Annotated in this window: 24 protein-coding genes; 8 read left to right on the top strand and 16 right to left on the bottom strand. The window is 59.7% G+C overall.

Translation table 11 applies throughout. From position 1 onward, the window contains the following. Window positions 1-19 precede the first annotated feature (19 nt). The 3 genes from ACVBAU_RS12185 (at window position 20) to ACVBAU_RS12175 (ending at window position 3279) form a co-directional block, all read left to right on the top strand. Window positions 20-1981: a heme lyase CcmF/NrfE family subunit gene (locus ACVBAU_RS12185; protein ID WP_335744179.1), complete on the top strand. Its 1962-nt coding sequence runs from the start codon at window positions 20-22 to the stop codon at window positions 1979-1981. After that, the gene (locus tag ACVBAU_RS12180) at window positions 1978-2430 is read left to right on the top strand and encodes a cytochrome c-type biogenesis protein (protein ID WP_448326610.1); all 453 of its coding nucleotides are present in this window, start codon (window positions 1978-1980) and stop codon (window positions 2428-2430) included. Before ACVBAU_RS12185 ends, ACVBAU_RS12180 begins: the two co-directional genes overlap by 4 nt. A 72-nt stretch (window positions 2431-2502) precedes the next feature. Next, a complete protein-coding gene (locus ACVBAU_RS12175) occupies window positions 2503-3279 on the top strand; it encodes an enoyl-CoA hydratase-related protein (RefSeq protein ID WP_335744178.1) in 777 nt (258 codons plus the stop codon). 5 nt (window positions 3280-3284) lie between these two features. On the opposite strand, the gene ACVBAU_RS12170 is transcribed toward ACVBAU_RS12175, so the two are convergent. From ACVBAU_RS12170 to gltX, 3 genes are all read right to left on the bottom strand, one after another. Further along, window positions 3285-3485, bottom strand: coding sequence for a hypothetical protein (locus ACVBAU_RS12170; RefSeq protein WP_254700519.1), 201 nt, complete (start codon window positions 3483-3485; stop codon window positions 3285-3287). A gap of 455 nt (window positions 3486-3940) precedes the next feature. Next, window positions 3941-5236, bottom strand: coding sequence for a citrate synthase (gene gltA, locus ACVBAU_RS12165; protein WP_138923085.1), 1296 nt, complete (start codon window positions 5234-5236; stop codon window positions 3941-3943). Window positions 5237-5350: 114 nt separating this feature from the next. Beyond that, window positions 5351-6751, bottom strand: a complete 1401-nt coding sequence (gene gltX, locus ACVBAU_RS12160) for a glutamate--tRNA ligase (RefSeq protein ID WP_448326607.1) — start codon at window positions 6749-6751, stop codon at window positions 5351-5353. 126 nt (window positions 6752-6877) lie between these two features. Between gltX and ACVBAU_RS12155 the strand changes: the two genes are divergently transcribed. After that, window positions 6878-8923, top strand: coding sequence for a ComEC/Rec2 family competence protein (locus tag ACVBAU_RS12155; RefSeq protein ID WP_448326605.1), 2046 nt, complete (start codon window positions 6878-6880; stop codon window positions 8921-8923). 3 nt (window positions 8924-8926) lie between these two features. On the opposite strand, the gene lexA is transcribed toward ACVBAU_RS12155, so the two are convergent. From lexA to ACVBAU_RS12120, 7 genes are all read right to left on the bottom strand, one after another. Then, complete coding sequence (lexA, locus tag ACVBAU_RS12150) at window positions 8927-9625, bottom strand: transcriptional repressor LexA (RefSeq protein ID WP_138923088.1); 699 nt, start codon at window positions 9623-9625, stop codon at window positions 8927-8929. Between the two features lie 62 nt (window positions 9626-9687). Continuing rightward, window positions 9688-10860 (bottom strand): molybdopterin molybdotransferase MoeA, encoded by a 1173-nt coding sequence (locus tag ACVBAU_RS12145; RefSeq protein WP_448326602.1) that lies wholly within the window; start codon window positions 10858-10860, stop codon window positions 9688-9690. Further along, complete coding sequence (gene moaC, locus ACVBAU_RS12140) at window positions 10857-11330, bottom strand: cyclic pyranopterin monophosphate synthase MoaC (RefSeq protein ID WP_138923090.1); 474 nt, start codon at window positions 11328-11330, stop codon at window positions 10857-10859. Before moaC ends, ACVBAU_RS12145 begins: the two co-directional genes overlap by 4 nt. Beyond that, entirely contained in the window at window positions 11330-12154 is an 825-nt protein-coding gene (gene trpC, locus ACVBAU_RS12135) for an indole-3-glycerol phosphate synthase TrpC (RefSeq protein ID WP_448326600.1), read from the bottom strand. The genes moaC and trpC overlap by 1 nt, the downstream gene beginning before the upstream one ends. Continuing rightward, the gene (locus ACVBAU_RS12130) at window positions 12151-12819 is read right to left on the bottom strand and encodes a uracil-DNA glycosylase (RefSeq protein WP_448326598.1); all 669 of its coding nucleotides are present in this window, start codon (window positions 12817-12819) and stop codon (window positions 12151-12153) included. Before ACVBAU_RS12130 ends, trpC begins: the two co-directional genes overlap by 4 nt. Beyond that, window positions 12816-13835, bottom strand: a complete 1020-nt coding sequence (gene trpD, locus ACVBAU_RS12125) for an anthranilate phosphoribosyltransferase (RefSeq protein ID WP_138923093.1) — start codon at window positions 13833-13835, stop codon at window positions 12816-12818. The genes ACVBAU_RS12130 and trpD overlap by 4 nt, the downstream gene beginning before the upstream one ends. Then, window positions 13832-14413, bottom strand: a complete 582-nt coding sequence (locus ACVBAU_RS12120) for an anthranilate synthase component II (RefSeq protein ID WP_448326596.1) — start codon at window positions 14411-14413, stop codon at window positions 13832-13834. Before ACVBAU_RS12120 ends, trpD begins: the two co-directional genes overlap by 4 nt. Before the next feature lie 160 nt (window positions 14414-14573). On the opposite strand from ACVBAU_RS12120, the gene ACVBAU_RS12115 reads away from it, so the two are divergent. Beyond that, on the top strand, window positions 14574-16157 hold the full coding sequence (locus ACVBAU_RS12115) for a divergent polysaccharide deacetylase family protein (RefSeq protein WP_448326594.1): 1584 nt from the start codon (window positions 14574-14576) through the stop codon (window positions 16155-16157). 51 nt (window positions 16158-16208) lie between these two features. Here the strand turns inward: ACVBAU_RS12115 and ACVBAU_RS12110 are convergent, their stop codons facing one another. The 6 genes from ACVBAU_RS12110 to fabI all read right to left on the bottom strand — a co-directional run bounded on the left by ACVBAU_RS12110 (window position 16209) and on the right by fabI (window position 23314). Next, window positions 16209-17249 (bottom strand): succinylglutamate desuccinylase/aspartoacylase family protein, encoded by a 1041-nt coding sequence (locus tag ACVBAU_RS12110; RefSeq protein WP_448326592.1) that lies wholly within the window; start codon window positions 17247-17249, stop codon window positions 16209-16211. 2 nt (window positions 17250-17251) lie between these two features. Beyond that, window positions 17252-18763: an anthranilate synthase component I gene (gene trpE, locus ACVBAU_RS12105; RefSeq protein ID WP_448326590.1), complete on the bottom strand. Its 1512-nt coding sequence runs from the start codon at window positions 18761-18763 to the stop codon at window positions 17252-17254. A 12-nt stretch (window positions 18764-18775) separates the two neighbouring features. After that, window positions 18776-20620 carry a peptidyl-prolyl cis-trans isomerase gene (locus ACVBAU_RS12100; RefSeq protein ID WP_448326588.1) on the bottom strand — a complete coding sequence of 615 codons (1845 nt, stop codon included), beginning with the start codon at window positions 20618-20620 and terminating at the stop codon, window positions 18776-18778. A gap of 67 nt (window positions 20621-20687) precedes the next feature. After that, on the bottom strand, window positions 20688-21854 hold the full coding sequence (locus ACVBAU_RS12095; protein WP_448326587.1) for an aminotransferase: 1167 nt from the start codon (window positions 21852-21854) through the stop codon (window positions 20688-20690). A gap of 136 nt (window positions 21855-21990) precedes the next feature. After that, the gene (gene gpt, locus ACVBAU_RS12090; RefSeq protein ID WP_138923100.1) at window positions 21991-22503 is read right to left on the bottom strand and encodes a xanthine phosphoribosyltransferase; all 513 of its coding nucleotides are present in this window, start codon (window positions 22501-22503) and stop codon (window positions 21991-21993) included. A 4-nt stretch (window positions 22504-22507) separates the two neighbouring features. Beyond that, window positions 22508-23314, bottom strand: a complete 807-nt coding sequence (gene fabI / locus ACVBAU_RS12085) for an enoyl-ACP reductase FabI (protein ID WP_138923101.1) — start codon at window positions 23312-23314, stop codon at window positions 22508-22510. Window positions 23315-23533: 219 nt separating this feature from the next. Between fabI and pdxH the strand changes: the two genes are divergently transcribed. The 3 genes from pdxH (at window position 23534) to ACVBAU_RS12070 (ending at window position 25225) form a co-directional block, all read left to right on the top strand. After that, on the top strand, window positions 23534-24139 hold the full coding sequence (gene pdxH / locus ACVBAU_RS12080) for a pyridoxamine 5'-phosphate oxidase (RefSeq protein WP_335744167.1): 606 nt from the start codon (window positions 23534-23536) through the stop codon (window positions 24137-24139). Window positions 24140-24212: 73 nt separating this feature from the next. Continuing rightward, a complete protein-coding gene (locus ACVBAU_RS12075; RefSeq protein ID WP_171048887.1) occupies window positions 24213-24761 on the top strand; it encodes a cold-shock protein in 549 nt (182 codons plus the stop codon). Further along, window positions 24716-25225 carry a DUF192 domain-containing protein gene (locus ACVBAU_RS12070; protein WP_335744166.1) on the top strand — a complete coding sequence of 170 codons (510 nt, stop codon included), beginning with the start codon at window positions 24716-24718 and terminating at the stop codon, window positions 25223-25225. Before ACVBAU_RS12075 ends, ACVBAU_RS12070 begins: the two co-directional genes overlap by 46 nt. Window positions 25226-25230 lie beyond the last annotated feature (5 nt).

Below are 25230 nucleotides of genomic sequence, written 5' to 3'. Positions count from 1 at the left end.
TCCGCCCTATGGTCGCAGGATGATTACAGAGCTCGGACATTTCGCCCTTATACTCGCCTTTGGTGTCGCCATTGTTCAAATGGTGGTACCCCTTGTCGGTGCCCATAAACGCTGGCCGGGGTGGATGGCCGTAGCAGAGCCAGCCGCTGGCGCGCAGTTCGCACTGACATTACTGGCATTCGGCGCACTGATGTGGGCCTTTGTAAGCTCCGATTTCTCGCTTCGGCTGGTGGTATTGAACAGCCATTCGATGAAGCCGATATTGTATAAAATCAGCGGCACTTGGGGCAATCACGAAGGCTCAATGTTGCTTTGGGTGTTAATTGTCTCGCTCTTCGGGGCCATGGCCGCGTGGTTCGGAGGTAACTTACCTCCAACCTTGCGGGCGCGGGTGTTGTCGGTACAGGCTGCGATTGGCGTCGCGTTTTTTGCTTTTATCCTGTTTACCTCTAACCCGTTCCTGCGTCTCGCCACGCCGCCCTTTGACGGGCAGGATCTGAACCCCCTGCTGCAAGATCCCGGGCTCGCGTTCCACCCGCCGTTTTTGTATCTGGGGTATGTCGGGCTTTCGATGACGTTCAGCTTTGCCGTTGCCGCGCTGATCGAGGGGCGTATCGACGCCGCGTGGGGTCGATGGGTACGTCCTTGGACGCTTGCGGCGTGGATTTTCCTGACCATCGGTATCGCGCTTGGGTCCTGGTGGGCCTATTACGAACTTGGCTGGGGCGGGTTTTGGTTCTGGGATCCCGTTGAAAACGCGAGCTTTATGCCATGGCTACTGGCGGCAGCACTGCTGCATTCGGCAGTCGTGGTTGAAAAGCGCGAGAGTTTGAAAAGCTGGACAATCCTTTTGGCGATTCTTGCGTTCGGCTTCTCGTTGATCGGGACGTTTATCGTGCGATCTGGCCTGCTGACCTCGGTCCACGCGTTTGCGAATGACCCTGAACGCGGCGTCTTTATCTTGATGATCATGGCATTTTTCATGGGCGGCGCGCTTGTGCTCTTCGCCGCTCGCGCCCGCGCATTAGAGGCGAAAGGCGTATTCAGCATGGTGAGCCGCGAGTCGGCGCTGCTGGTAAATAATGTCTTGTTGGCCGTCGCTTGTTTTGTGGTTTTTATCGGAACCATGTGGCCGTTGCTGGCAGAAATGTTTTTCGACAGAAAATTAAGCGTTGGCCCCCCGTTCTTTAACGCGGCCTTCACACCTTTCATGGTTATGTTGGGTCTGATCCTACCGATTGGGTCAGCGATGCCGTGGAAACGTGCGGTAATTACGCGCGCACTGAAACCGCTGCGGTATGTGTTTGTCTTGGCAATTGCGATCGGGGCGCTTGCCTATGCGATACAATCAGGGCGCAGCTTATTGGGGCCGCTGGGGTTGTTCTTAGGTGCCTGGATTGTGATGGGTACCATTGTCGACCTCTGGGGCCGCACCGGACGCGGTGAGAACCGTCTGCGCCGGCTTGGCCGATTGCCGCGGGCAGACTGGGGCAAGATGGTGGCCCATGCGGGGCTTGGCGTCACGATGGCAGGGGTCGCTGGCCTTACCGCGTGGTCGATGGACGATATCCGCGCGGTGCCGCTGGGTGAATCCTATAACGTGGGGCGTTATACGGTGCAGCTGGATGATGTTAAGCGCAGTCAGGGGCCGAACTATGTGTCGACCACTGGAAGCGTGACACTGTTTCATGACGGGGCAGAGATCGCGCAACTACGGCCTGAGAAACGGTTCTATCCCGTGGCGCAGATGCCGACAACCGAGGCTGCGATTGATTATAACCTGCTACGTGACGTCTATGTCGTGATCGGGGATGAACAGGCCGGCGGCGGTTGGGTGGTGCGTACCTATATCAAGCCGCTGACCAACTGGATTTGGATTGGCTGCGCTCTAATGGCACTTGGTGGGCTACTAAGCCTTTCGGACCGTCGCTACCGCGTCGCGGCGGGGGCGGCAAAAGCAAAGCAGGTACCAGCGCAATGAGGGCGATGGTCCTCGCGCTGATGTTATTGGTTACGCCCGCATGGGCGGTTCAACCCGACGAGGTGCTGTCTGATCCGGTGTTGGAACAACGCGCTCGGACCTTGTCCAAAGGGTTGCGCTGCCTTGTGTGCCGCAACGAAAGCATCGACGAAAGCAACGCCAGCCTCGCGCGTGATCTGCGTATCCTGCTGCGCGAGCGTTTGGTCGCAGGCGACACCGATGCAGACGCGGTGGCCTATATCGTGGACAGATATGGGGAGTATGTGTTGCTCAACCCACCTGCGCGCGGGTCGACCTGGGTGCTTTGGGCGGCCGGGCCGCTGATGCTATTGCTTGCAGGCGGGGTCGGGCTTGTCTATCTGCGGGGCCGTGCTCGGACCGCGGGCGAAGAACAGGCCCCGCTGAGCGCGAGTGAACAGGCACGTCTGGACGATATTCTAAAAGATTAACGCGGGGTTTCGCTGGCAGCGCGTGGCCTTATGGGTAATGTGCAGAAGAAATGTGCAAAAAGGACCCGCGCCATGGACTATCAAACCCTGACCTATGACCTGAACGACGGGCTAGCCGTGGTCACGATGAACCGCCCGGACAAAATGAATGCGCTCACCACGCAGATGCGGGCCGAGATCGAACACGCGTTTACCCAAGCTGGTAAAGAAGCGCGGTGCGTAGTTATCACTGGTGCCGGGCGCGCATTTTGCACCGGCCAGGATCTGAGTGATAGCACCAGCAAGGGATCGCTGGATCTGGAACGGACCTTGCGCGAAGAATATGGCCCGATGTTGCAGGCGATCACCAACTGCCCCGTGCCAACAATCGCGGCGGTTAATGGTCCGGCGGCAGGGGCAGGGGCGAACCTCGCGCTGGCGACGGACGTGGTCTTTGCAACGGAATCATCCTATTTTCTTCAAGCGTTTACGCGCATTGGATTGATGCCCGACGCTGGCGGAACGTACACGCTGCCCCGTCAAATGGGCACCGCCAAGGCTATGGGCGCAGCCCTGTTTGCGGACAAGATTTCGGCCCGTCAGGCCGATGATTGGGGCATGATCTGGGAAGCCGTTGCTGATGCGGATTTTGACGCGCATTGGCGTGCCAAAGCAGCGCATCTGGCGCAAGGTCCGACCAGCGCATATGCCGCTGCAAAAAATGCCATCCGTGCCAGCTGGGACAACACGCTTGAGGATCAGCTGTCGCTGGAGGCGCAGGAGCAGGGCAAATGCGGTCAGTCGCGTGATTTCAAAGAGGGCGTGACCGCCTTCATGCAGAAACGCCCTGCGTGCTTTGAAGGCCGTTAATCCGTCTAGACTGAGCGTTCGACCAGCAACACATCATCGGGGTTGAGGGTCGGGCGCGAGGCGCTTGCTACGACGGCGACTGCGATACCGTCTGCCAGCACGGTATGGACGCTGCCTGACACCTGTTTAACAGTGATCCTGGGCGGCATCTGACCCTTATCGTATACCACCGCAATCTGGTCACATTTCTGTTGAGTATCGTGCACAAAAGACCCCTGCGGCGCCGGGTGGTGCCGTGCGGTTTTGCAGCTGAGACTGGTCGCGTTATCCCATTGTAGTCGGGGCCGAGGGTCCTTCATACGGTGGTCCTTTCCGCATAGGCGGCGTGAGTCATTTGCGCGACGGTGCGTCTGAAAGGACGCTGTTGTGATGTACAGACGCTGAACTTGGGGTGATCGCGACACTTGGTCAATGACGTTCGCCCATTATGCGCGGTTTCGAAACAACGATACAAAACCGTCATATTTCGGGCGGGATGGTTTCGAAATGTTGAAAAGTCTGTCGAAACAGTAGGCTCGAAAAAGGTGCTTTGATCACGCTGGCCCGGTGGTGCCTCAGTGAAACGATTCTCTTTGCGCCGTTCCTGCGCCCTGTACCCTTGATCAAAACGCAAAACGCCCCGCCGCTGGGGCGGGGCGTTTAAGATCTAACACACTGGAAATCAGCGCTTTTCGATATCGACGTAATCGCGGGGTGTCTCGCCAAGATACAGCTGACGGGGGCGACCGATTTTCAACTGGGGGTCGCTGATCTGTTCTTTCCACTGGGAAATCCAGCCAACGGTCCGTGCCAGCGCAAAGATCGGCGTGAACATCGACGTGGGGAAACCCATCGCTTCGAGGATGATGCCCGAATAGAAATCGACGTTCGGGAACAGCTTTTTATCTGCGAAGTACGGATCTTCCAGCGCCTGTTTTTCCAGTTCTTTGGCAACCTGCAGGATCGGGTTGTTTTCCACGCCCAGCAGTTCCAGAACCTCGTCAGCGCTTTCTTTCATCACGGTCGCACGTGGGTCGTGATTTTTGTAAACGCGGTGACCAAAGCCCATCAGGCGGAACGGGTCGTTCTTGTCCTTGGCGCGGGCGATGAATTCAGGGATGCGGTCCGGCGTGCCGATCTCTTTCAGCATTTCCAGACAGGCCTGGTTTGCGCCGCCATGCGCCGGACCCCAAAGGCAGGCGATACCCGCTGCGATACACGCAAAGGGGTTCGCGCCCGAGGACGATGCCAGACGCACGGTCGATGTCGATGCGTTCTGTTCGTGGTCCGCGTGCAGGGTAAAGATACGGTCCATCGCGCGCGACAGGATCGGATCAACCACATAGTCTTCGGCAGGGACGGCGAAACACATGCGCAGGAAGTTACCGGCGTAATCAACATCATTGCGCGGATAGATGAACGGCTGGCCGATGGTGTACTTATAGGCCATCGCGGCAATCGTCGGCATTTTTGCAATCAAACGGATCGTCGCCACTTCCCGCTGGTGCGCGTCGTTGATGTCGGTGCTGTCATGATAGAATGCAGACATCGCGCCGACAACGCCTACCATGATCGCCATTGGGTGCGCATCACGGCGGAAGCCGCGGAAGAAGTTGATCATTTGCTCGTGGATCATGGTATGGTTGGTGACCAGAGCCTCGAACTCTTCAAGCTGCGTCGCCGACGGAAGCTCGCCGTACAGCAGCAGATAGCACACCTCGAGGTAGTGGGATTCGCTGGCAAGCTGGTCGATCGGATACCCACGATGCAGCAACACACCTTCGTCTCCGTCAATGAAGGTGATCGTGCTGTCGCAGGCCGCCGTCGAGGTGAAACCAGGGTCATATGTAAAGACATTCGCCTGGGAGAACAGCTTGCGGATATCCAAAACATCCGGTCCCGCCGATGGGGAATAGATCGGCAGTTCAAAGCTGTTCCCGTCGATGGTCAACGTTGCGGATTTTGTACTTTCGGCCATGAAGTCCCTTCCTATTGTGGTATCGACGCGCGTTATGCCGTCGACTGGGGTGGTACCGAGACGGTCCGCCCCTCAGTTATTTTTGTGCATATCAGGAATATGCATTCGCATATTTTAGATAGCTGCATCGTTTAAGCGGGCAAGGCTTTCGTCGCGCCCAAGTACCAGCATCATATCGAAAACTGATGGGGTTGCCGCCCGCCCGGCGAGTGCTGCGCGCAGCGGCCCCGCCAGTTTGCCAAATTTGGTATCGTGAGCGGCAGCAAAGCCGTTCAGCGCCTCCTCCAGCATTTCTCTATCCCAAGTAACATTCTGCAACTGCGGCGTCAATTCAGTCAGCATACCACGGGATACATTGTCCAAATGCTTTTCTGCCTTCTCGTCCGGTTGAATGGGGCGTTCAGCGAGGATAAATTCAGCCTTTTCAAGAAGATCTGGGAATTTCTTCGCGCGTTCCTTTAGGCAATACATGGCCCGCTCCAACCCGTCCGCTTGCGAAGACGTGAGCGCGGGCAACCCGGCGGCGGTCAAATAAGCCTCGATCTCGTGCCGCAATGCAGCATCATCCGCCGCGGCAATATGCTGACCACAGATGTTTTCCAGCTTTTTCAGATCGAACTGCGCGGGGCTTTTGCGGATACCGTCCAGATCGAACCAGTCCTGCGCCTGTGCGTCGGTAAAGAATTCGTCGTCGCCATGACTCCACCCCAGACGGGCGAGGTAATTGCGCATACCGGCGGCAGGGAAGCCCATGGCCTGATATTCCTGCGCACCCAAAGCACCGTGACGTTTCGACAGTTTTTTCCCATCTGCGCCGTGAATCAGCGGGATGTGGGCCCAGACCGGTACGTCCCAACCCATGGCGTTATAAATCATCATCTGACGCGCGGCATTGTTCAGGTGATCATCCCCGCGAATAACATGGGTCACGCCCATGTCGTGGTCATCAACAACAACGGCCAACATGTATACGGGGCTACCGTCCGAACGTAACAGAACCATGTCATCAAGCTGATCATTGCCGATTACCACATCGCCCTGCACCGCGTCGCGGATAATGGTCTGGCCGGTTTGTGGGGCTTTGATACGCACGACATAAGGGGCGTCGGGATGCGTCTCGGGCGCGGCATCACGCCACGGGGACTGATACAATGTGCTGCGGCCTTCGGCCTTGGCTTGATCGCGGAAGGCTGCGATTTCTTCCTGCGATGCAAAGCACTTATAGGCCTTTCCTTCGGCGAGAAGCTGCAAAGCAACCTCGGCATGGCGGGGCGCGTTTTCGAACTGGCTGACCACATCTCCGTCATGGTCCAGACCCAGCCACGCCATGCCCTGCAGAATCGCTGCGGTCGCCTCGGGGGTGTGGCGCTGGCGGTCGGTGTCTTCGATGCGCAGCAGGAACTTTCCGCCACGTCCGCGCGCATAAAGCCAGCTGAACAGCGCCGTCCGTGCGCCGCCAATGTGTAGATAGCCGGTAGGAGACGGGGCGAAACGGGTAACGACGGGCGTTGTCATGGGCGGAGGATCCTTTGCAGCAGAAGTTCACGGAAAACGCCCGTTCGGGGTGCCGTTTATCATTTGCTAACTCCTTTGGAGATAGCGTTACCGACTATCTACCCAGTGCGGAGAACGGGGGCAAGTATGGGGCTGTTGTCCTATGGGACGCAGACGATGCGCGCGCAGCGCGGGCATCTGATCGGCTGGGTGCCCGTATGTCTGGCCGTGGGCATCGGTGCCTATTTCACGCAGCGCGTGGAACCTTCGGCGTCGGTTTTGCTGTGGGGGGCTGGTGGTGCTGCACTGCTGGTGGCCCTCGCAGTATGGGCGGGCGAGGTAGCGGGGCCTGTCATTCTGGGCGCTGCGCTGGTTTTGATCGGGTTTGATCTCGCGGCGTGGCGGGCACATGCGGTTGGCGGACCGGTGTTGGCGTGGCGCTACTACGGGCCTATCTCTGGGCGGGTGGTGGCCCTGGACCGGAGCCAGTCTGACGCGCAACGTCTGACGCTCGATCAGGTGGTATTGGAACGCATCTCGACAACGCGTACGCCCCTGCATGTGCGCGTGTCATTGCACGGTGACAGAGCCTTTGATGCAACGATCACACCGGGATTAAGGGTGATGACAACAGGGCATCTGTCGCCGCCAAGTGGACCAGTAGAGCCGGGGGGATTTGATTTTCAGCGTCACGCTTGGTTCGCACGCCTAGGGGCCGTCGGCTATAGTCGCACGCCCTTGCTGGCGGCGAGCCCTGCCACCGAGGGGCACCGGGGGCTGGCCGTGTTCCGTTTGCGGATGGCGGCGTCGGCACATATCCAAGCCGTGCTGCCCGGTGACATAGGCGGGTTCGCCACAGCGATTACTACCGGTGATCGGAGTGCGATTAGCCAAGACGCGTTGCGCGATCTGCGCGCCAGCAACCTCGCGCATCTTTTGGCAATTTCAGGGCTTCATATGGGGCTGCTGAGCGCCGTGGTGTTCGGGGCGCTGCGCGCGATGTTGGCGCTGGTGCCGTGGGTCGCGCTCAGGTGGCCGACGCGCAGCATGGCAGCTGCGGGCGCGCTGATTGCGGCCAGCGGCTATCTGTTGCTGTCGGGCGGCAATGTCGCAACCGAACGTGCGTTTATCATGGTCGCCGTAGCGCTTGGTGCATTGATCATCGGGCGGCGGGCGCTGACCCTGCGCGCCGTCGCAATTGCTGCGACCATCGTGCTTGTCCTGCGCCCCGAAGCGTTGACGGGGCCGGGGTTCCAGATGTCTTTTGCTGCCACCACCGGATTGGTCGCGGTGTTCGGTTGGCTGCGCAGTGCCAAGATTTCGCTGGGGCCAAGATGGCTGGCTCCTGCGGTTGCGACGGTGATTTCCTCTGCTGTGGCGGGGGCCTCTACCGCGCCGATCGGGGCTGCACATTTCAACACGGTCGCGCAGTATGGGTTGGTTGCGAACCTGCTGTCGGTGCCCTTGATGGGGGTTTTGGTGATGCCGGCCGCAGTAATGGGCTTGGTCGTTGCGCCGCTTGGGCTTGAATGGGCCCCGCTTTGGATCATGGGTGCAGGTCTGCGCTGGATTTTGGGGGTGGCCCAGATAATCGCCGGGATCGATGGTGCGCAGGGCCATGTGCCAGCTCCCGGTCCATGGGTGTTGCCGCTGCTCTCGCTTGGGTTTCTGTGGCTATTGCTCTGGCAGGGGCGCATGCGCTTTGCTGGGCTCGCTGCCATCCTCGCCGCGGCTGTGCTTTGGTACGGTGCAAACCGACCTGCTGTCTTGATCTCCGATACCGGCAGTCTGGTCGGTGTGATGACCCCGTCAGGGCGGGCGCTCAGCAAGCCGAAAGGCGCGGGGTTCGTGGCGCTCAACTGGCTAGAGAATGACGGAGACGGTGCGGATCAAGCCCAAGCCGCAGCGCGTTGGCGCGCTCGGCTCAAGCTGGGGGGCGCAGAGGTCATTCACCTGTCAGGCAAACGGGCGCGCACTGCCTTCGGGGACTGTCAGGCCAGTCAGATCGTGGTGCTCTCGGTCATGGCTGACTCACCGCTTCGAGGCGGATGTAAGATATTTGACCCCGAAAGGCTGCGTGCCACGGGTTCGGTTGCACTAAAGATCAACAAGGGACAGGTGACAATGCAAACGGCCCGCCAAAAGGCGGGCGCGCGATTGTGGACAGCATGGCGGTCAAAAGAAGAAAAATAACCGTTAGTAGGTGCGGATCAACCCCACCAAACGGCCCTGAACCTTGACCTTATCCGATGGCAACACCCGCGTTTCATACGCGGGGTTGGCCGCTTCCAATGCGACCGAACTGCCGTGGCGGCGGAATTTCTTGAGCGTCGCCTCGTGATCCTCGACCAACGCAACCACGATATCGCCATCGTCCGCGACAGAGGTTTCGCGGATGATCACCACGTCACCATCATTGATGCCAGCGTCGATCATGGAATCGCCCTGAACCTCAAGCGCGTAATGTTCGCCGCTGCCGCTGATCATGCCGCCTGGGACGGCGACCGATTGGGTCATGGTGCTGATCGCCTCGATCGGGACACCAGCGGCGATCCGACCCATCATCGGCACATCAAAGGACGACGCGCTGACGGGTTGCGCAGCAGAGGGGGGCGGTCCGTCGGGGCGGTCGCCGTCAATCACGCGCGGTGTAAAGCCGGCACCGGACATACCACCCAGAGTATCGGGCAGTTTCACAACTTCGATCGCGCGGGCACGGTGCGCCAAGCGGCGGATAAACCCGCGTTCTTCCAATGCTGTGATCAGCCGGTGGATGCCGGATTTCGACCGCAAATCCAGTGCTTCTTTCATCTCGTCAAAGCTGGGCGGCACGCCATCGCGTTGGACACGCTTGTGAATAAAGGCCAGCAGATCGAGTTGTTTTTTGGTCAGCATCCGGACATTCCCCGTTTCTATTTGGGGTTTGTTCTAGAGATGTTCCTGTTTTGTGTCAACAGTCAGAGGGCGATACAACCAATGGTTTCTCCGGCTTGACGTGGGCCGTCGTCGGGCGGGCGGACCATCAGCACGTCGGCGCGTGACAGGATACCCAGCAGCGAACTGTCTTGGTTGCTTTCGGGGTGAACCGCCCCGTCACGCACCATCGCACGCATGTAATGTTCACGCGGTCCGTTGGCGGGTAAATCGACCCCAAGGGGCATCTCAACACGGGTGGCAGGGACGGCCGGTAGCCCCAGCATTTTATGCAAGACAGGTACGACAAAGACGGCGCCGCAGACCATAGCTGATACCGGATTGCCGGGCAGGCCGATCATCGCCACATCGCGCAACCGCCCCGCCATCAGAGGCTTGCCGGGGCGCATGGCGACTTTGTAAAAAGACTGCTCCATCCCCATTTGCGCGGCGACAGGGGCGACCAGATCGTGATCGCCGACAGAAGCACCGCCAATGGTGATAATCAGGTCGGCATCCTGCGCCATGGTAAAGGCTTGTGTTAACGATGGTACCGTATCGCGGGCGATCGGGATCATGCGACACTGCGCACCGTGTTGTTCCAGCAAAGCGGCAAGGCCAAAGGTATTTGACGCAATGATCTGATCGGGGTTTGGCACCTCGCCTGGTTGCACCAGTTCGTCCCCGGTGGCGATGATCGCCACGCGGGGCTTGGCATAGACTGGCAGCGTTGCCACGTTCATTGACGCAAGCAGGGCGATATCAGCGGGGCGCAGCAGACGCGGGGCTTCCATCGTGTCGCCTGCGTGAAAATCGCCGCCGGCCGGGCGGATGTTGGTTTTGGCTCCGATGTCGTGCCCAAGCATGATCAGATCGCCACGACGGGTTGTATCCTCTTGAATAACAACGAAATCAGCGCCCTCGGGCACGGGGGCTCCGGTAAAGATACGCACGGCTTGTCCGGCCTTGACCACACCGTCAAACCGGTGGCCTGCGGCGGCTTCGCCGATGACCTTGAACATGGCGTCTGGTTCGACCTCGGTCTGGCGCAGCGCGTAGCCGTCCATTGAGGACGCGGCAAAGGGGGGCTGCGTGCGGGCTGCAACGACGTCCGTCGCCAGAACGCGACCGGCCGCCTGTCGTAGGCTGACCTGTTCCACCGTGGTGGCGTCTACGAGATCAAAGAGGTGCGACAGGGCGTCGCTGACGGAGATCATTCGGCCTCATACCGGCCGGATTTGCCGCCATCTTTCAGCACGACGCGCAAACCGCCGATTTCCATGCCTTTGTCCACGGCCTTGGCCATGTCATAGACGGTCAGCGCAGTGACCGAGGCAGCCGTCAATGCTTCCATCTCGACACCGGTCTGACCGGTAGTCTTGACCGTCGCTTCGATCTGAAGCCCCGGCAGATCGGGGTCCGGCGTAAGTTCAACAGAGACTTTGGTGATGGGCAGCGGGTGACACAGAGGGATCAGGTCAGCGGTACGCTTTGCAGCCATGATGCCAGCCAAACGGGCGACGCCCATGACGTCACCTTTCTTTGCGCGACCTTCGGTAATGATATCAAAGGTTTCGCGCTGCATCTTGATGTGGGTTTTCGCGGTGGCGACGCGTGATGTGACGGGCTTGTCCGACACGTCGACCATATGAGCGTCGCCCTTGCCGTCAAAATGCGTAAGCGCCATTACATGCCCCCCGGACGCAGCGGCGTCGCAAGCAAGTTGCGGGTTGCGACCTCTACATCGTCTTGGCGCATCAGGCTTTCCCCAATCAGGAACACACGCGATCCGTATTTCGCCATATCGGCCAGATCGCCGGGCGTGTTCAGCCCGCTTTCAGACACGATCATCTTTTCCACATCCACATGTTTTGACAGCAGACGCGTGGTATCCAGCGATGTCTCGAAGGTTTTGAGGTTGCGATTGTTGATCCCCATCATGCGGCTGTTGAGCACGGCAGCGCGGTCCAGTTCTTGCTTGTCATGCACTTCGATCAGCGCGTCCATGCCCCATTGTGCGGCGGCGTCTTCAAGCTCTATGGCCTGTGCGTCACTGACCGATGCCATGATGATCAAAATGCAATCGGCCCCAAGCGCGCGGGCTTCGGCGACCTGATAGGGATCGTACATGAAATCCTTGCGCAGCACGGGCAGGGTGCACGCCTCACGCGCGGCCACCAGATACTCTTTTGCCCCTTGGAAACTGGGCGTATCCGTCAGTACCGACAGGCAGGTCGCCCCACCGGCGGCATAGGCAGCAGCCAGGGTAGCAGGGTCAAAGTCGGCGCGGATCAATCCCTTGGAGGGGCTTGCTTTCTTGACCTCTGCGATCAGTCCGTAGCCTTCGCGCGACGCGTCGAACAGCGCGTCGGCAAAGGGGCGCACGGGCGAAGCTGCGCGTGCCTCTGCCTCTACGGCCTCAAGCGGTTTGGCGGCCTTGTCGGCGGCGATCTCTTCCAGCTTGTAGGCTTTGATCTTGTCTAGGATGGTGCCAGTGTTGGTATCGGTCATGATGTCTCCGGGGTTGCCCAGTTTATGGAGCCTTGGCCTTGGGCGTGCAACCAGTCATTGCAGCGCGAGAACGGGCGTGACCCGAAAAACCCACGTCGTGCAGACAGCGGCGAAGGGTGCGGGGTTTCCAGCTTAAGGTTCGCTACGCCGTCCACGTTTCGTGCTGCCTTTTGCGCATGGGCCCCCCACAGAAGATAGGCGCGGGGACGGTCCGACAGGCGGTCCAGAATTTGCATCGTCAGCAGATGCCACCCAAGCTTGGCATGGCCGCCTGCATCCCCTGCCGGGACCGTCAACGTCGTGTTCAGCAGCAGCACGCCCTGATCCGCCCAGAACCGTAGGTCGGCAGTGCGCGGACAGGCCCCGAGGTCGTCGGTCATCTCTTTAAAGATGTTGGACAGCGAGCGGGGCAGTGGTTTGGTGTCGGCGTGGGCCGAAAAGGCAAAACCATGGGCATGGCCGGGGGTGGGATAGGGGTCTTGGCCCAGGATCACCACCCGCACCGCATCGGGTTGCGTGTGTTCAAGCGCGGCAAAGATTTGCGGTTGCGGTGGTAAAATTTGGCGCACTTCCGCAGCGAGCGTTGTGGCGATCCCCGGCAGGGTATCGTCAAAAAATGCAAGATCGCGCCAAGCCCCGAGCCGCGACAGATCGAGCGTGCTCATGCGGTTTGTGTGATCCGCGCGACTTGGGTAATTTTGTCACGCGCAGCACCGCTGTCGATGCTGTGACGCGCCATCTCAACGCCGGCTTTCAGGTCTGGTGCCGCATCCGCCACCACCAGTGCCGCTGCCGAATTAAGCAAAACCGCGTCACGGTAGGCCGAGGGGGTGCCATCCAGCAGTGCGTTGAAATCACGTGCGTTTTCTTCGGGTGTGCCGCCAATGATGTCTTCGAACGGATGTACGGGCAGTCCGGCGTCTTCGGGCGTGATTTCGAACTCGGAGATGGTGCCGTCTGGGTTCAGGGCTGCGACCCAGCTGGTACCCGTGATCGTCAGCTCGTCCGTTCCGTCAGACCCATGCACAAGCCACGCTTTTTCAGACCCGAGCGCGCCAAGCGTTTCGGCCATCGGGCGGATCAGATCGCGGCGATAGGCACCGGTGAGCTGTCGCTTTACGCCAGCGGGGTTGGTCAGCGGACCGAGGATGTTGAATATCGTACGGGTCCCCAGCTCGGACCGTGTGGGCATGACATGGGCAATCGCGGGATGGTGCATCGGGGCCATCATGAAACCGATGCCGGCATCGCGCAGGGCAGCTTCGACGACCTTGGGCCCGACCATGACCTTGAGGCCCATCTGGGTCAGCGCATCTGCGGCACCGGATTTAGACGACAGGTTCCGGTTGCCATGTTTGGCCACCACAACGCCCGCACCCGCCACGACAAAGGCCGTCGCGGTAGAGATATTCAGCGTGCCCTTGCCATCTCCGCCGGTGCCCACGATGTCCATTGCGCCTTCGGGTGCGTTGACGGGGTGGCATTTGGCGCGCATCACATAGGCTGCGGCGGCATATTCATCCACCGTTTCGCCGCGGGTGCGCAGGGCCATCAGGAAGCCGCCGATCTGGCTTGGGGTGGCTTCGCCCTCGAACAGGATCTGGAACGCTGCTTCGGCCTGATCGCGCGTCAGCGGGCCATTGGCAGCCGCATCGATAAGAGGTTTCAGAGCATCGCTCATGCGGGCACCTTTACGTTGTTCAGAAAGTTTTGCAGCATCTGGTGCCCGTGATCCGAACGGATCGATTCAGGGTGAAACTGCACGCCATGCAGGGGCAGGTCGCGGTGCTGCAAGCCCATGATCGTACCATCCTCAAGCTCTGCGGTGACCTCAAGGCAGTCGGGCAGGGTGGCGCGCTCGACGATCAGCGAATGATAGCGTGTCGCTGCAAAGGGTGACGGCAGCCCCGCAAAAACGCCCTGACCCTCGTGGTGCATCATGCCCATTTTGCCGTGCACGATCTCACCCGCGCGCACGACCTTGCCGCCAAATGCCTGACCAAGCGTTTGATGCCCGAGGCACACGCCCAACAGCGGCGTGCGTGTCTCGGCAGCCGCAGCGGTCAGCGCCAGACAGATGCCCGCCTGATCAGGGTCGCACGGACCGGGGGACAGGATGATCCCCGACGGGTTCATCGCCATCGCGGCCTGCACGTCGATTTGATCGTTGCGGCGGATTTCAACTTCGGCCCCGAGATCACCCAGATAGTGTACCAGGTTGTAGGTGAAGCTATCGTAGTTATCGATCAAGAGCAGCATACGGTAATTCTTTGTATTGGGGCAGGGTTTAGGGCTAGAGGAACCGCGCAAAAACACGGTATAATGTCCACTAATACATGTTCAGGGTTAAGACCCATCGTCAAGGGCAGCAGGCCGGCAGAGCCGCGCGAACCGGAACAAAAACAGGAGCGATCATAATATGTCACGCGGGTTTATTGGCGGTATCCTTATTGGTGCGGTGTTCAGTGTTGGCGTGGCTGGGGTTGCTTCGTTTATGGTGCCTATCGGGCCTGCGCCGTTGCCGACCGCACCTGCGCAAAGCGGTGAGGGTGATCGTGACGATGCGACCCAAGCCCCTGAGGCGGCGCAAGTACCTCGGCCACTGGTCGTCGCGCCGCCCGAGGATTTGGCGCAAAGCACTGACGATGTTGTGATCGTGGTAGTGCCTGATCCTGTCGCAGAGCCGATGCCTGAACCGCAGAGTGAAGGGGTGCCCGAGGGGGATGAACCGGACGTTGCGGTGTCCGAGGGCGAGGGCGAGGCTGCTGCTGCCGAGGTACTTCAAGCAGAGAACACCCCCGATGCTGCGCCAGATGCAGAATTGGGTAAGATGGCAGAAACCGAGGTAGAACAAGCGCCTGAACCTGCACCCGCACCGCTGGTCGCGCTGGATATTGACGCTGCAGCGTCTGTCACCCTACCTGATGCGGCGGCACCGGACATTGCGCTTGATGATCCGATCCTGCCGAACCCGATGGCGCTTGCCCCGATGGAGCCCTCCGCACCGGATACGCTCGCGATTGAAACCCAGACGGCACCGCGCGTACAGGCCGATGCAGACATTGCGGCCCCCGCGACACCCACGCCGGATACCGACATTGCCACCGCGCCAAGTGCCCCCGACGCGCAGCCCACGGAGACACCAGCCGATGTCGTTTTTGGTGCGCCTGACGAACGCACGGACGGGCGCCCCACGATTGGAACGCCAGCGGCGATTACATCGGAGCGCGATACAGGCGTCACGATCAACCGCTTGCCTACGGCGCAGTCAGGTGAACAGGTCGCCCCCGACGCCCAAGCCGCAATGCAAGGCCCGGCGATCACCCGTTTCGGTCAGGCTTTTGCCAACCCCGACGACAAACCCCTGATGAGCGTGCTGTTGATGGATGTCGGCAGCGATCTTCTGGGCGGCGAGGTCGGCATCGCCGCATTACGCAGCTTTCCCTACCCTCTAAGCTTTGCGGTTGATGTCAGCCTGCCAGACGCGGCAGAACGCATGAAGATCTACCGCGACGAAGGCTTCGAGGTGCTGGCGATGGTCGACCTGCCCCAAGGCGCGCAGCCCAGCGATGCCGAAACCACGCTGGCGGTGGCCTTTTCGCGATTGCCAGAGGTGATCGGTGTGCTTGAAGGGTTGGGTGCCGGCCTGCAACCGGACCGGGCCACGGCCGATCAGGTGACGGCGATCCTCGGGCAGAGCGGCTATGGCCTGGTGACCCAGGATAAAGGGTTGAACACCATGCCGAAACTGGCCGTCAAAGAGGGTGTGCCCGCAGCACCTGTGTTCCGCGACTTTGACAGCAAGGGCCAGACGTCCACCGTGATCCGGCGCTTTCTGGATCAGGCCGCATTCAAGGCGGGCATCGAAGGGTCGGTGATCATGATGGGCCGGATGCGCCCCGAGACGATCTCGGCGTTGTTGGTCTGGGGATTGCAGGACCGTGCAAGCCAAGTCGCGCTGGCACCGATATCAGCCGTCCTGACAAGCGCCACGGCAAAGTGACATAGAGGCAAACGGAATTGAAACGGACGCACTGCGCCCGTTTCAATTGACCTAGATAATCTCGTCTTCGTCGAACAGCGGGTCGCTTTCCAGCTGGGTGATCATGTCTTCGACTGTATCCGCCACGGCCCTTGGCAGCAGCTTGGCCAGATGAAACACCGCATCGCCCTCGTTCACCACAGGTAGGATCGCGCGGCCGATCAGGATGCCGTCATGAGGGGCGGTAATGTCTTCTTCGGTCTTACCAAACGGATCGGAGACGGTTGCCAAAGCGTCGCCTTCTTTAACGGTTTCACCCTCGGCACGGAAGGTGCGCAGCAAGCCACCGACCGGCGCGCGCAACCAGGTCGAGCTGGAGCAGACATGTGACTGGCGGCGCGAGGGGGCAATGCCCTTGGCAGGCAGCATGTCTTCGACATGCATCACCCGCAGAATGCCCGCAACGCCCGCCCGCACAGCCATCTCGTCAAACCGCAGCCCTTCGCCAGCCTCGTACAGCAGCACGGGCGTACCCTTGGCGGCAGCGACCGCGCGTAGCGACCCGTCGCGCAGCGGAGAGGTCAGGACAACCGGCGCAGCAAAGCTGGCGGCCATGCGCCGCGTTACGGCGTCTGATGGAGAAATACGCACCTGCGGCAGGTTGGTGCGATGGATCGCGGCAGAGTGTAGATCGATACCGAAATCACAGCGCAGCACCACGTCATTCAAAAAGATATGCGCCAGCCGCGATCCCAATGACCCCGACGGATGCCCTGGAAAACAGCGGTTCAGATCGCGACGGTCCGGCAGATACCGCGACCGGTTCAAAAAGCCAAAGGAGTTTACCACTGGGATCACCAGCAGCGTGCCCCGCAACGATTTCAACTGCGGCGCGCGCAGCAGACGGCGCACGATCTCCACCCCGATCAGCTCGTCGCCATGGACGGCGGCGCTGACAAACATCGTAGGGCCGGGGCGTTTGCCGTGTATCACCTCAAGCGAGAGGCCAACAGGCGTGTGGTCCGGCAGGATCGAGATCGGTAGGTCAATCTGCACACGAGAGCCGGGCGCGACTTGTTGGCCCGAAATCTCGAACGGGGCTTGCGTCGGCATCCTCAGCTATTCCCTTGGCCCGCAAACCGTGCCGCATCCGCCGCAGCACGCCGGATTGCATCGGACTTATGGACCGTTTCCATATATTCGGACTCGGCATCGCTGTCATAGACAACACCACCACCGGCTTGAATATACAGGGTTTTATCTTTGATCACGGCAGTCCGAAGCGCGATGCACATGTCCATGTCTCCGCCCGCGCTGAAGTATCCGACACCGCCGCCATAAAGCCCGCGTTTCTCGGGCTCAAGCTCGTCGATAATCTCCATCGCGCGGACTTTGGGGGCCCCTGATACGGTGCCCGCTGGCATCCCGGCAAAGAACGCGTCCAGCGCATCGCGGTCTTCACGCAGCTCGCCCACGACATTGGACACGATATGCATCACGTGGCTATAGCGTTCGACGATGAATTCTTCGGTTGGGCGCACGGTGCCGATTTTAGCGACGCGGCCGACATCGTTGCGGCCCAGATCAAGCAGCATCAAGTGTTCGGCCAGCTCTTTCTCGTCGGCCAGCAAGTCGGCCTCGAGGGCGCGGTCTTCCTCTGGCGTAGCACCACGGCGGCGGGTGCCCGCGACGGGACGGATCGTGATCTCGTCACCGAACACTCGTACGAGGATTTCGGGCGAGGCCCCGACGACGTGAAAGTCACCGAAATTGAAATAGAACATGAAGGGCGACGGATTGGTCCGGCGTAAACTGCGATAGAGCGCGAACGGCGGCTGCGAGAACCCTTGCGCCCACCGTTGCGACGGCACCACCTGAAAGATGTCGCCTGCCACGATATATTCACGGGCTTTCTCGATCGCGGATTTATAGCCGTCGCGGGTGAAGTTGCTGACGGGGGCCGCTTCTTCGTGCGCTTCGCCCAGATCACGGCTGGTGCCGGGCATGGACCGTTCCAGATCGCGCACCGCATCCATCACACGCTCGGCGGCTTGGGCATAGGCGGCCTTGGCCGATTGCCCGTCCGACACCCAAGCGGGGGAGACGATAGTGACCTCTCCCTTGACGCCGTCCAGCACCGCAATCACCGAGGGGCGCACCATCATTGCATCGGGCAGCCCCAAGGGATCGGGGTTCACATTCGGCAGGTGTTCGATCAGCCGGATCATGTCATAGCCCAGATACCCGAACAAACCGGCAGCGGCTTGCGGCAGGTCATCGGGCAGGTCGATTTTCGATTCCGCGATCACTGCGCGCAACGTGTCCAGCGGGTTGCCTTCGACGTCGTCAAACGCATCGACATCATAGCGTGCCGCACGGTTGATCGCCGACGTGGTACCCTGACAGCGCCAGATCAGGTCCGGCTTCATGCCGATGATGGAATAGCGTCCACGCACTTCGCCGCCGGTCACCGATTCCAGCACAAAGGCGTTCTGCGCGGCACCGGTGAGTTTCAGCATTAACGAGACAGGCGTGTCCAGATCGGCTGCCAGACGGGTGTAAACGATCTGGTTCTTGCCTGCGGCATATCCTGCGGCAAAGCTGTCATAATCGGGTGTCAATGACATGGGAGACCTACCTTAGGGGAAGTTCACGTGAACGGCGTCAATCGCCTGCTGGTCGACGCGCGGTGCCGTGCGGCGGATCACATCGTCGGAAAACGCAGCAAACAGCGCCTGAGAAAGCTGATCATCCAGCTGCGTGGCAATCTGGGTTTTCACCTGTGTCATCCGGTCATCCTCGGCTGCATCTTTTATGCTATCAAGGCGCACAAGTGCGACCTCGTCGGTGCCTTCAAGCAGCTTCACATCACCGGCTGCTGCATCAAACACAGCGGCAATGAACCCTTGGGGGGCAGCACTGACAACGGCATCGCGAGACTGGTCGGTACCGGTCTTGGGCTCAAGCCCCAGCTCCGCGAAATCGCCTCCATCAGCAAGCTCTGCCTGCAAGGTTTCTGCTTTGGCACGCAGGGCGTCGATCAACTGTTCGTTTTGCCATGCCGCTGCCACATCGGCGCGCGCGGCGTCGAACGGGTTGGGGCGTTCTTCTTTGGTGCCGTCAAGACGCATGGCAAATACGCTGCCGTCATCCAGCTGTTCGATCTGTGGAAAATTATTCTCGGTCAGGCGCGTCGCGGCTTCGCGGAAACCGGCATAGGCAGCGATGCTTTCGCTGCTGTCCTGCGTCCATTCAATAGTGCTGAGGGTCATTTTGCTGTCTTCTGCGATCTGTTCGAGCGTGGCACCACCGGCCAGTTGATCGTCCAGATCACGGGCGCGGACCTCGACCAGACGCGCAGCGCGGTCGGCGGCCAAGTCTTGTACCAGCGTCGGGCGCGCCTCTTCGAAGGTGGTATTCAGCGACGGCAGCACGCCGTTTACACGGAACAATGCAGGCCCGAGGTTGCTGGGCAGGGGGCCGACAATATCGCCGACTTCAGCGTTGAACACAGCGTCGCCCGCTGCGCCAAGCTGTTGCTGGCTCAGGTCCCCCAAATCAACATCCGACAGGGACAAACCACGGTCGGCCACAAGCGCCTCGAAGGTGGTGCCGTCAACCTCCAGTGCGGCGGCGGCCTGATCGGCAGCTTCCTGATCACGAAAGACCAGACGTTCGATCAGACGGCGTTCTGGCTGGATGTACTCGTCGGCGCGGTCGTCATAGGCGGACTGCAGCTCTTCGTCGGTCAGCTCAACCTCGTCCAAAAGATCCTGCGGACCCATCGTGATGTAGGTGATCGTCTTGCTGGCGGGCAGCATGAAGCGATCGGCATTGTCGTCATAAAAGGCTTGCAGCTGCGCATCAGTCGCGTCGGGCAGGGGCGTATCAAGATCATCTTGGGTCAGCTTGGCCCATGTAAAACTGCGTTGCTCGCCCACATAGGACACCAGCGTATTCGCATAGGCTTCGGGCATGGAAACACCGCCGGTGATTGCCTGTTGCAGCAGCGTCCGGCCTGCTTCTTCGCGCAGGGATTGTTCGAATTCGTTTTCGCTCAGACCGGCCTGTTGCAGCGCGAAACGATATCCCTCGCGGTCAAAGTTGCCGTCCACGCCTTGGAAAGACGGAATGTCGACAACACGTTCGCGCAGGTTTGTGTCACCGATCGACAAACCCATTTCGTCAGCCTCATTGTCCAGCGCGCGCAAACGCACCAAACGTTGCAGCACGGCGCGGTCCAGACCTATGGCTTGCGCCTCTTGGAAGCTAAGCTGCTCGCCGGACTGGCTTTCGATGGCGCGGATCTGCTGTTGCAGCTCGCGGGCATAATTATCGACTGAGATCGATTTATCGCCCACTTCGCCGACGGTGCGTGCGCTGCCGTTCAGATTGACCGCCCCAAAACCGCCTAGACCCAGGATCAAAAGACCCATGAGCCCCCATACTGCGGTTTTCGTAAAGCTGTTGCCTTTGGCTTTCATGGTCTCATCCCTTAAACGCACATTTTGCCCTGTCTATGCGGTGCGTAGCAGGGGGGCAAGAGGCCCGTTAAACCTGTGTCAGGCGGTCAAACAGCACGTCGATCCCTGCGACATCCAGATTGGCAAAGGCGATCCGCAAATGACGCGCGCCGGTGGGGTCGTCTGTCGGGTGGAACATCGTGCCGGGCAACGTCAGAACCGCCGCATCGCGTACCAACCTCGGGGCCAGCAAAGCAGAGCTTTCCTCAAACGGATGGGACATATAGGCAAAATAGCCACCAAGCCCCAAAAGCTTCCAGCCTTTGGCGTCCAACCTGTGCATGCTATCCGCGATGGCCTGACGCCGCGCAAGTATTTCACGCCGCTCGCCGGCAAGCCAGCTGTCAAGGTTCTGCATCCCCCAAAGGGCGGCATGCTGTCCGATCTGCCCGGGGCAGATGGCAACCGTATCAAGGAACTTCTCGACTTCGGTCAGCCGGTCTTCTGATGCGACAATCGCACCCACGCGGTGCCCCGTCAGACGGTATGCTTTGGAAAAGGAATAGAGGTGGATCAGCGTGTCATGCCAGTCGGGGTCTTGAAACAGACGGTGCGGCGGGCCTGAACGGCTGTCGAAATCACGATAGGTTTCATCTACGATCAGCGCGATGCCGCGGGCGCGGGCCAGATCGAAAAACGCCTGCACCAGCTCTTCGGGATATTCGACGCCGCCGGGGTTATTTGGCGTCACCAAGGCAATGGCGCGGGTGCGGTCGGTAATGAGCGAGGCCGCGTGATCGGGATCAGGCAAAAGCGCGTCGCCCACAGCCAGCGGCACGGCGGCCACGCCCGACATATCCAGCCACATCTTATGGTTAAAGTACCAAGGCACCGGCAGGATCACCTCGTCGCCCTCGGTACAAAGCGTGGCAATCGCAGCGGCAAATGCCTGATTGCAGCCTGATGTAATTGCCGCCTGCGCAGGTTCCACGGCACCGGCGTAATGGGCGCTGACCTGAGCGGCCAGCTCGTCGCGCAATTCGGGCAGACCCAAAACTGGACCATAAAGATGCGCGTCATCATTATTCAGCGCGACATCCGCCATAGCCTGACGCATCGCCTGCGGGGGCGGGTCGACAGGGGCAGCCTGACTGACGTTGATCAAGGGCCGGTCAGCGTCAAAATGGACGCCTGTCAACCACCGGCGCGCCTCCATCACCGGAGGAGAGAAAGTCGCTGCGGTACGCGGGATCATGTCAAAGGTGCTCCTGGCTAGGCGAGGGAGGGGATGCTCCGGCGAGCGAACCTGGATGGAGCCCTAGACTGCACGCAGCGTCTGCTTCCAAATGGTTCTGAATCCTCGCCGAAGGCATGTGTCTTCGGGCGCGCGTTCAGTCCTTGCCGCGGTAGGGTTCGACGTATTGCAAGGCCATGTCCCAAGGAAAGAAAATCCAAGTATCCTGGCTGACCTCGGTGATGAACGTATCCACCTGCGGGCGTCCTTTGGGCTTGGCATAGACCGTCGCCAGATGTGCATTGGGGTAAAGCTGGCGGACGACCTCGAGGGTTTTGCCTGAATCCACCAGATCGTCGATGATCAAGATGCCCGTTCCGTCGCCCATCAACTCGGCATCGGGGGCTTTCAGTACGACCGCTTCTGATTGGTCCTGATGGTCGTAGGACTTGATCGAAATCGTATCGACGGTGCGGATGTCCAGCTCGCGCGCGGCGATCATCGCGGGGGCCATACCGCCACGGGTGATGGCGACCACAGCCCGCCAGCCGCCATCGTCAGGGCCCATACCGTCCAATCGCCACGCCAGCGCTCGGCTGTCACGGTGAATCTGGTCCCAGCTGATGTGGAACCCTTTTTCGTGGGGCAGGCGCGAGGCATCCTTGCTCATGTCGTTATTCCTTTGTCATGTCTGGGGCGTCGACGGCTTTCATGCCAACAACATGATAGCCCGCGTCCACATGCAGGTTCTCGCCCGTGGTGCCAGACCCAAGATCGCTGAGCAGAAACAGCGCCGATTTACCCACATCGTCGATTGTGACATTGCGGCGCAGCGGCGAATTATACTCGTTCCACTTCATGATATAGCGGAAGTCGCCGATGCCCGAGGCGGCCAAAGTCTTGATCGGGCCGGCGCTGATCGCGTTGACGCGGATGCCGTCTTTGCCCAGATCTTCGGCCAGATATTTAACCGACGCTTCCAGTGCAGCCTTGGCGACGCCCATCACGTTATAATGCGGCATCACTTTTTCCGCACCGTAATAGGTGAGGGTCACCGCACTACTGCCCGGCTTCATCATCTTTTCCGCGCGCTGCATCACAGCGGTGAAGGAATAGACAGAGATGTCCATCGACATTGCAAAGTTGGCGCGGCTGGTGTCCACATAACGCCCGCGCAATTCGTTTTTGTCCGAGAACCCGATCGCGTGCACGATAAAGTCGATCCCGTCCCAGCGTTCGCCAAGAGAAGTGAACAACGCATCGATCGACTCTTCCGACCCAACGTCACAGGGCAGAACAATGTCGCTTCCCAACTGTTCTGCCAGCGGGCCAACACGCTTTTTCAGCGCTTCGCCCTGATAGGAAAACGCCAGCTCTGCACCGGCGTCAGCAAGAATGCGTGCGATTCCCCAGGCAATCGACTTGTCATTGGCAAGGCCCATGATAAGTCCACGTTTGCCTGCCATAAGGTCATTTGCCATTGTTTTTCCTTCGACTATGTCACTGAGCTTTTATCCGGTTTATGCTATTGATAGTTTGGCATCAAGGCTGCACGATGAGCGCGGCACTTTCAGAGCATTCCGTAGAAAATCGCCTCGGCGGATCTAGGCGCGGGGGTGTCTTTAGTTGTTCTTATATGTCATTTGATATACAGCAATGGCGCAAGATTGCGCTGCTGCGCATAGAAGGGGGTCAGGATTATGGAAGCGCGCAAAGGTATATTTGCCGGCGATAACCCTTTCAACATTGCACGCCGCTGGCTCGATGAAGCCACAAATACCGAGATCAACGACCCGAACGCTATCGCGCTTTCCACTGTGGATGCGGACGGGTTGCCTAATGCGCGGATGGTTCTGCTGAAAGATATAGAAGACGCGGCCTTTGTCTTTTACACCAATTATACCAGCGCCAAAGCGCAGGAACTGGATCAGGCGGGCAAAGCCGCCTTTGTGATGCATTGGAAATCGCTGCGCCGACAAATTCGTGTGCGCGGCACCATTACAAAAGAAGAAGGCCCACAGGCGGACGCTTATTATAAATCACGGTCGCTCAAAAGCCGGTTGGGGGCTTGGGCCTCTGACCAATCGTCCCCTCTTGCCAGCCGCGCGGCCTTGGTCACCGAGGTGGCAAAGGTTACCGCCAAGAAGGGACCAAACCCAGACCGCCCCGCTTTTTGGGGCGGCTACCGGATTACGCCGGTTGAGATAGAGTTCTGGGCTGACGGAGAGTATAGATTGCATGACCGTTTTGTCTGGCGACGTGCCGGACCAAGCGACGATTGGAGCGTAACGAGATTAAACCCATAAGGCGATTTTTTGTCGCTGATATTTTGTACGCGGGCACACAGTTGCCTGACCTAGAGAAGACCAAAGGACATTTGTGTCAGAAGTATCCAGCAATAGCTCTGCCGTTTCCGGCGTGGTGAAATGGTTCGACCCCGCAAAGGGGTTCGGTTTCGTTGTCTCTGACTCAGGCGGGCCCGATATCCTGTTGCACGTCAATGTGTTACGCAATTACGGTCAAAGCTCTGTCGCGGATGGCGCGCGTATTGATCTCACGGTTCACAAGACCGAACGCGGTGTGCAAGCGACCCAAATCCATGCCGTGCACCCGCCTGCCTCAGCCCAGGCCATGGCCCTGTCCGATATTGTGGGCATCGACCCCGCCCTTGTGGCTGCAGCACCACTGGAACCCGCCCGGGTCAAATGGTTCGACAAGTCAAAGGGCTTTGGTTTCGCAAATGTGTTTGGCAAAAGCGAAGACATCTTTCTACATATAGAGGTGTTGCGCCAGTCGGGTCTGTCGGATTTGCAGCCGGGCGAGGCGCTGGCGCTGCGTGTCATCCAAGGTGAGCGCGGGCAAATGGCGGCAGAGGTACATGCATGGGAAACGATACGGCTCGATTCATCCGGCACCGCGCAAAGCTGATCCGCGCGGGCGTTCTTGCGCTTGCTGCGGTTACCGTTGCAAGCGGCGCGTCCGCTGCGTGTCGCGTAGACAGCGTGACCTTGCGCGGGGACTGGGGGCAGGCGCGGTTCAGCGTCGAGGTCGCCGATGATGACGGTGAACGCGCCCAAGGGTTGATGCATCGCACATCGCTGCCGGGCAGTGCAGGCATGCTATTTATTTATGACAGACCCCAACGTCTTAGCTTTTGGATGCGTAACACATTGATTCCGCTGGACCTGTTGTTCATCGATGCGCGGGGTGTGGTTCAGAATATCCACCGCAATGCCATTCCGCTCGACGAATCTCCGCTGGAGGGGGGCAGTGATGCGTTGCTTGCTGTGTTGGAAATTAACGGCGGATTAAGCGCGCGCATGGGTATTACCACCGGCACACAGCTGCGCCATCCTGCCTTTGCAGGGCGTAATCCCGCGTGGCCTTGTTAGTTCTT

Source organism: Sulfitobacter sp. M13 (assembly GCF_053474885.1).
The sequence above is the reverse complement of the archived record's forward strand: the minus strand, read 5'-3'. Positions and strand labels throughout refer to the sequence as shown.

Coding starts and splice junctions, on each gene's coding strand:
- trpD (WP_138923093.1), bottom strand. CDS start 13,835: ATGAGCGATGCTCTGAAACCTCTTATCGATGCGGCTGCCAATGGCCCG.
- pdxH (WP_335744167.1), top strand. CDS start 23,534: ATGGAAGCGCGCAAAGGTATATTTGCCGGCGATAACCCTTTCAACATT.
- ACVBAU_RS12130 (WP_448326598.1), bottom strand. CDS start 12,819: ATGAGCACGCTCGATCTGTCGCGGCTCGGGGCTTGGCGCGATCTTGCA.
- gltA (WP_138923085.1), bottom strand. CDS start 5,236: ATGGCCGAAAGTACAAAATCCGCAACGTTGACCATCGACGGGAACAGC.
- fabI (WP_138923101.1), bottom strand. CDS start 23,314: ATGGCAAATGACCTTATGGCAGGCAAACGTGGACTTATCATGGGCCTT.
- trpC (WP_448326600.1), bottom strand. CDS start 12,154: ATGACCGATACCAACACTGGCACCATCCTAGACAAGATCAAAGCCTAC.
- ACVBAU_RS12110 (WP_448326592.1), bottom strand. CDS start 17,249: ATGCCGACGCAAGCCCCGTTCGAGATTTCGGGCCAACAAGTCGCGCCC.
- moaC (WP_138923090.1), bottom strand. CDS start 11,330: ATGGCGCTTACGCATTTTGACGGCAAGGGCGACGCTCATATGGTCGAC.
- lexA (WP_138923088.1), bottom strand. CDS start 9,625: ATGCTGACCAAAAAACAACTCGATCTGCTGGCCTTTATTCACAAGCGT.
- gpt (WP_138923100.1), bottom strand. CDS start 22,503: ATGAGCAAGGATGCCTCGCGCCTGCCCCACGAAAAAGGGTTCCACATC.
- trpE (WP_448326590.1), bottom strand. CDS start 18,763: ATGTCATTGACACCCGATTATGACAGCTTTGCCGCAGGATATGCCGCA.
- gltX (WP_448326607.1), bottom strand. CDS start 6,751: ATGACAACGCCCGTCGTTACCCGTTTCGCCCCGTCTCCTACCGGCTAT.
- ACVBAU_RS12070 (WP_335744166.1), top strand. CDS start 24,716: ATGGGAAACGATACGGCTCGATTCATCCGGCACCGCGCAAAGCTGATC.
- ACVBAU_RS12120 (WP_448326596.1), bottom strand. CDS start 14,413: ATGCTGCTCTTGATCGATAACTACGATAGCTTCACCTACAACCTGGTA.
- ACVBAU_RS12180 (WP_448326610.1), top strand. CDS start 1,978: ATGAGGGCGATGGTCCTCGCGCTGATGTTATTGGTTACGCCCGCATGG.
- ACVBAU_RS12175 (WP_335744178.1), top strand. CDS start 2,503: ATGGACTATCAAACCCTGACCTATGACCTGAACGACGGGCTAGCCGTG.
- ACVBAU_RS12185 (WP_335744179.1), top strand. CDS start 20: ATGATTACAGAGCTCGGACATTTCGCCCTTATACTCGCCTTTGGTGTC.
- ACVBAU_RS12115 (WP_448326594.1), top strand. CDS start 14,574: ATGTCACGCGGGTTTATTGGCGGTATCCTTATTGGTGCGGTGTTCAGT.
- ACVBAU_RS12095 (WP_448326587.1), bottom strand. CDS start 21,854: ATGATCCCGCGTACCGCAGCGACTTTCTCTCCTCCGGTGATGGAGGCG.
- ACVBAU_RS12145 (WP_448326602.1), bottom strand. CDS start 10,860: ATGATCTCCGTCAGCGACGCCCTGTCGCACCTCTTTGATCTCGTAGAC.
- ACVBAU_RS12155 (WP_448326605.1), top strand. CDS start 6,878: ATGGGGCTGTTGTCCTATGGGACGCAGACGATGCGCGCGCAGCGCGGG.
- ACVBAU_RS12100 (WP_448326588.1), bottom strand. CDS start 20,620: ATGAAAGCCAAAGGCAACAGCTTTACGAAAACCGCAGTATGGGGGCTC.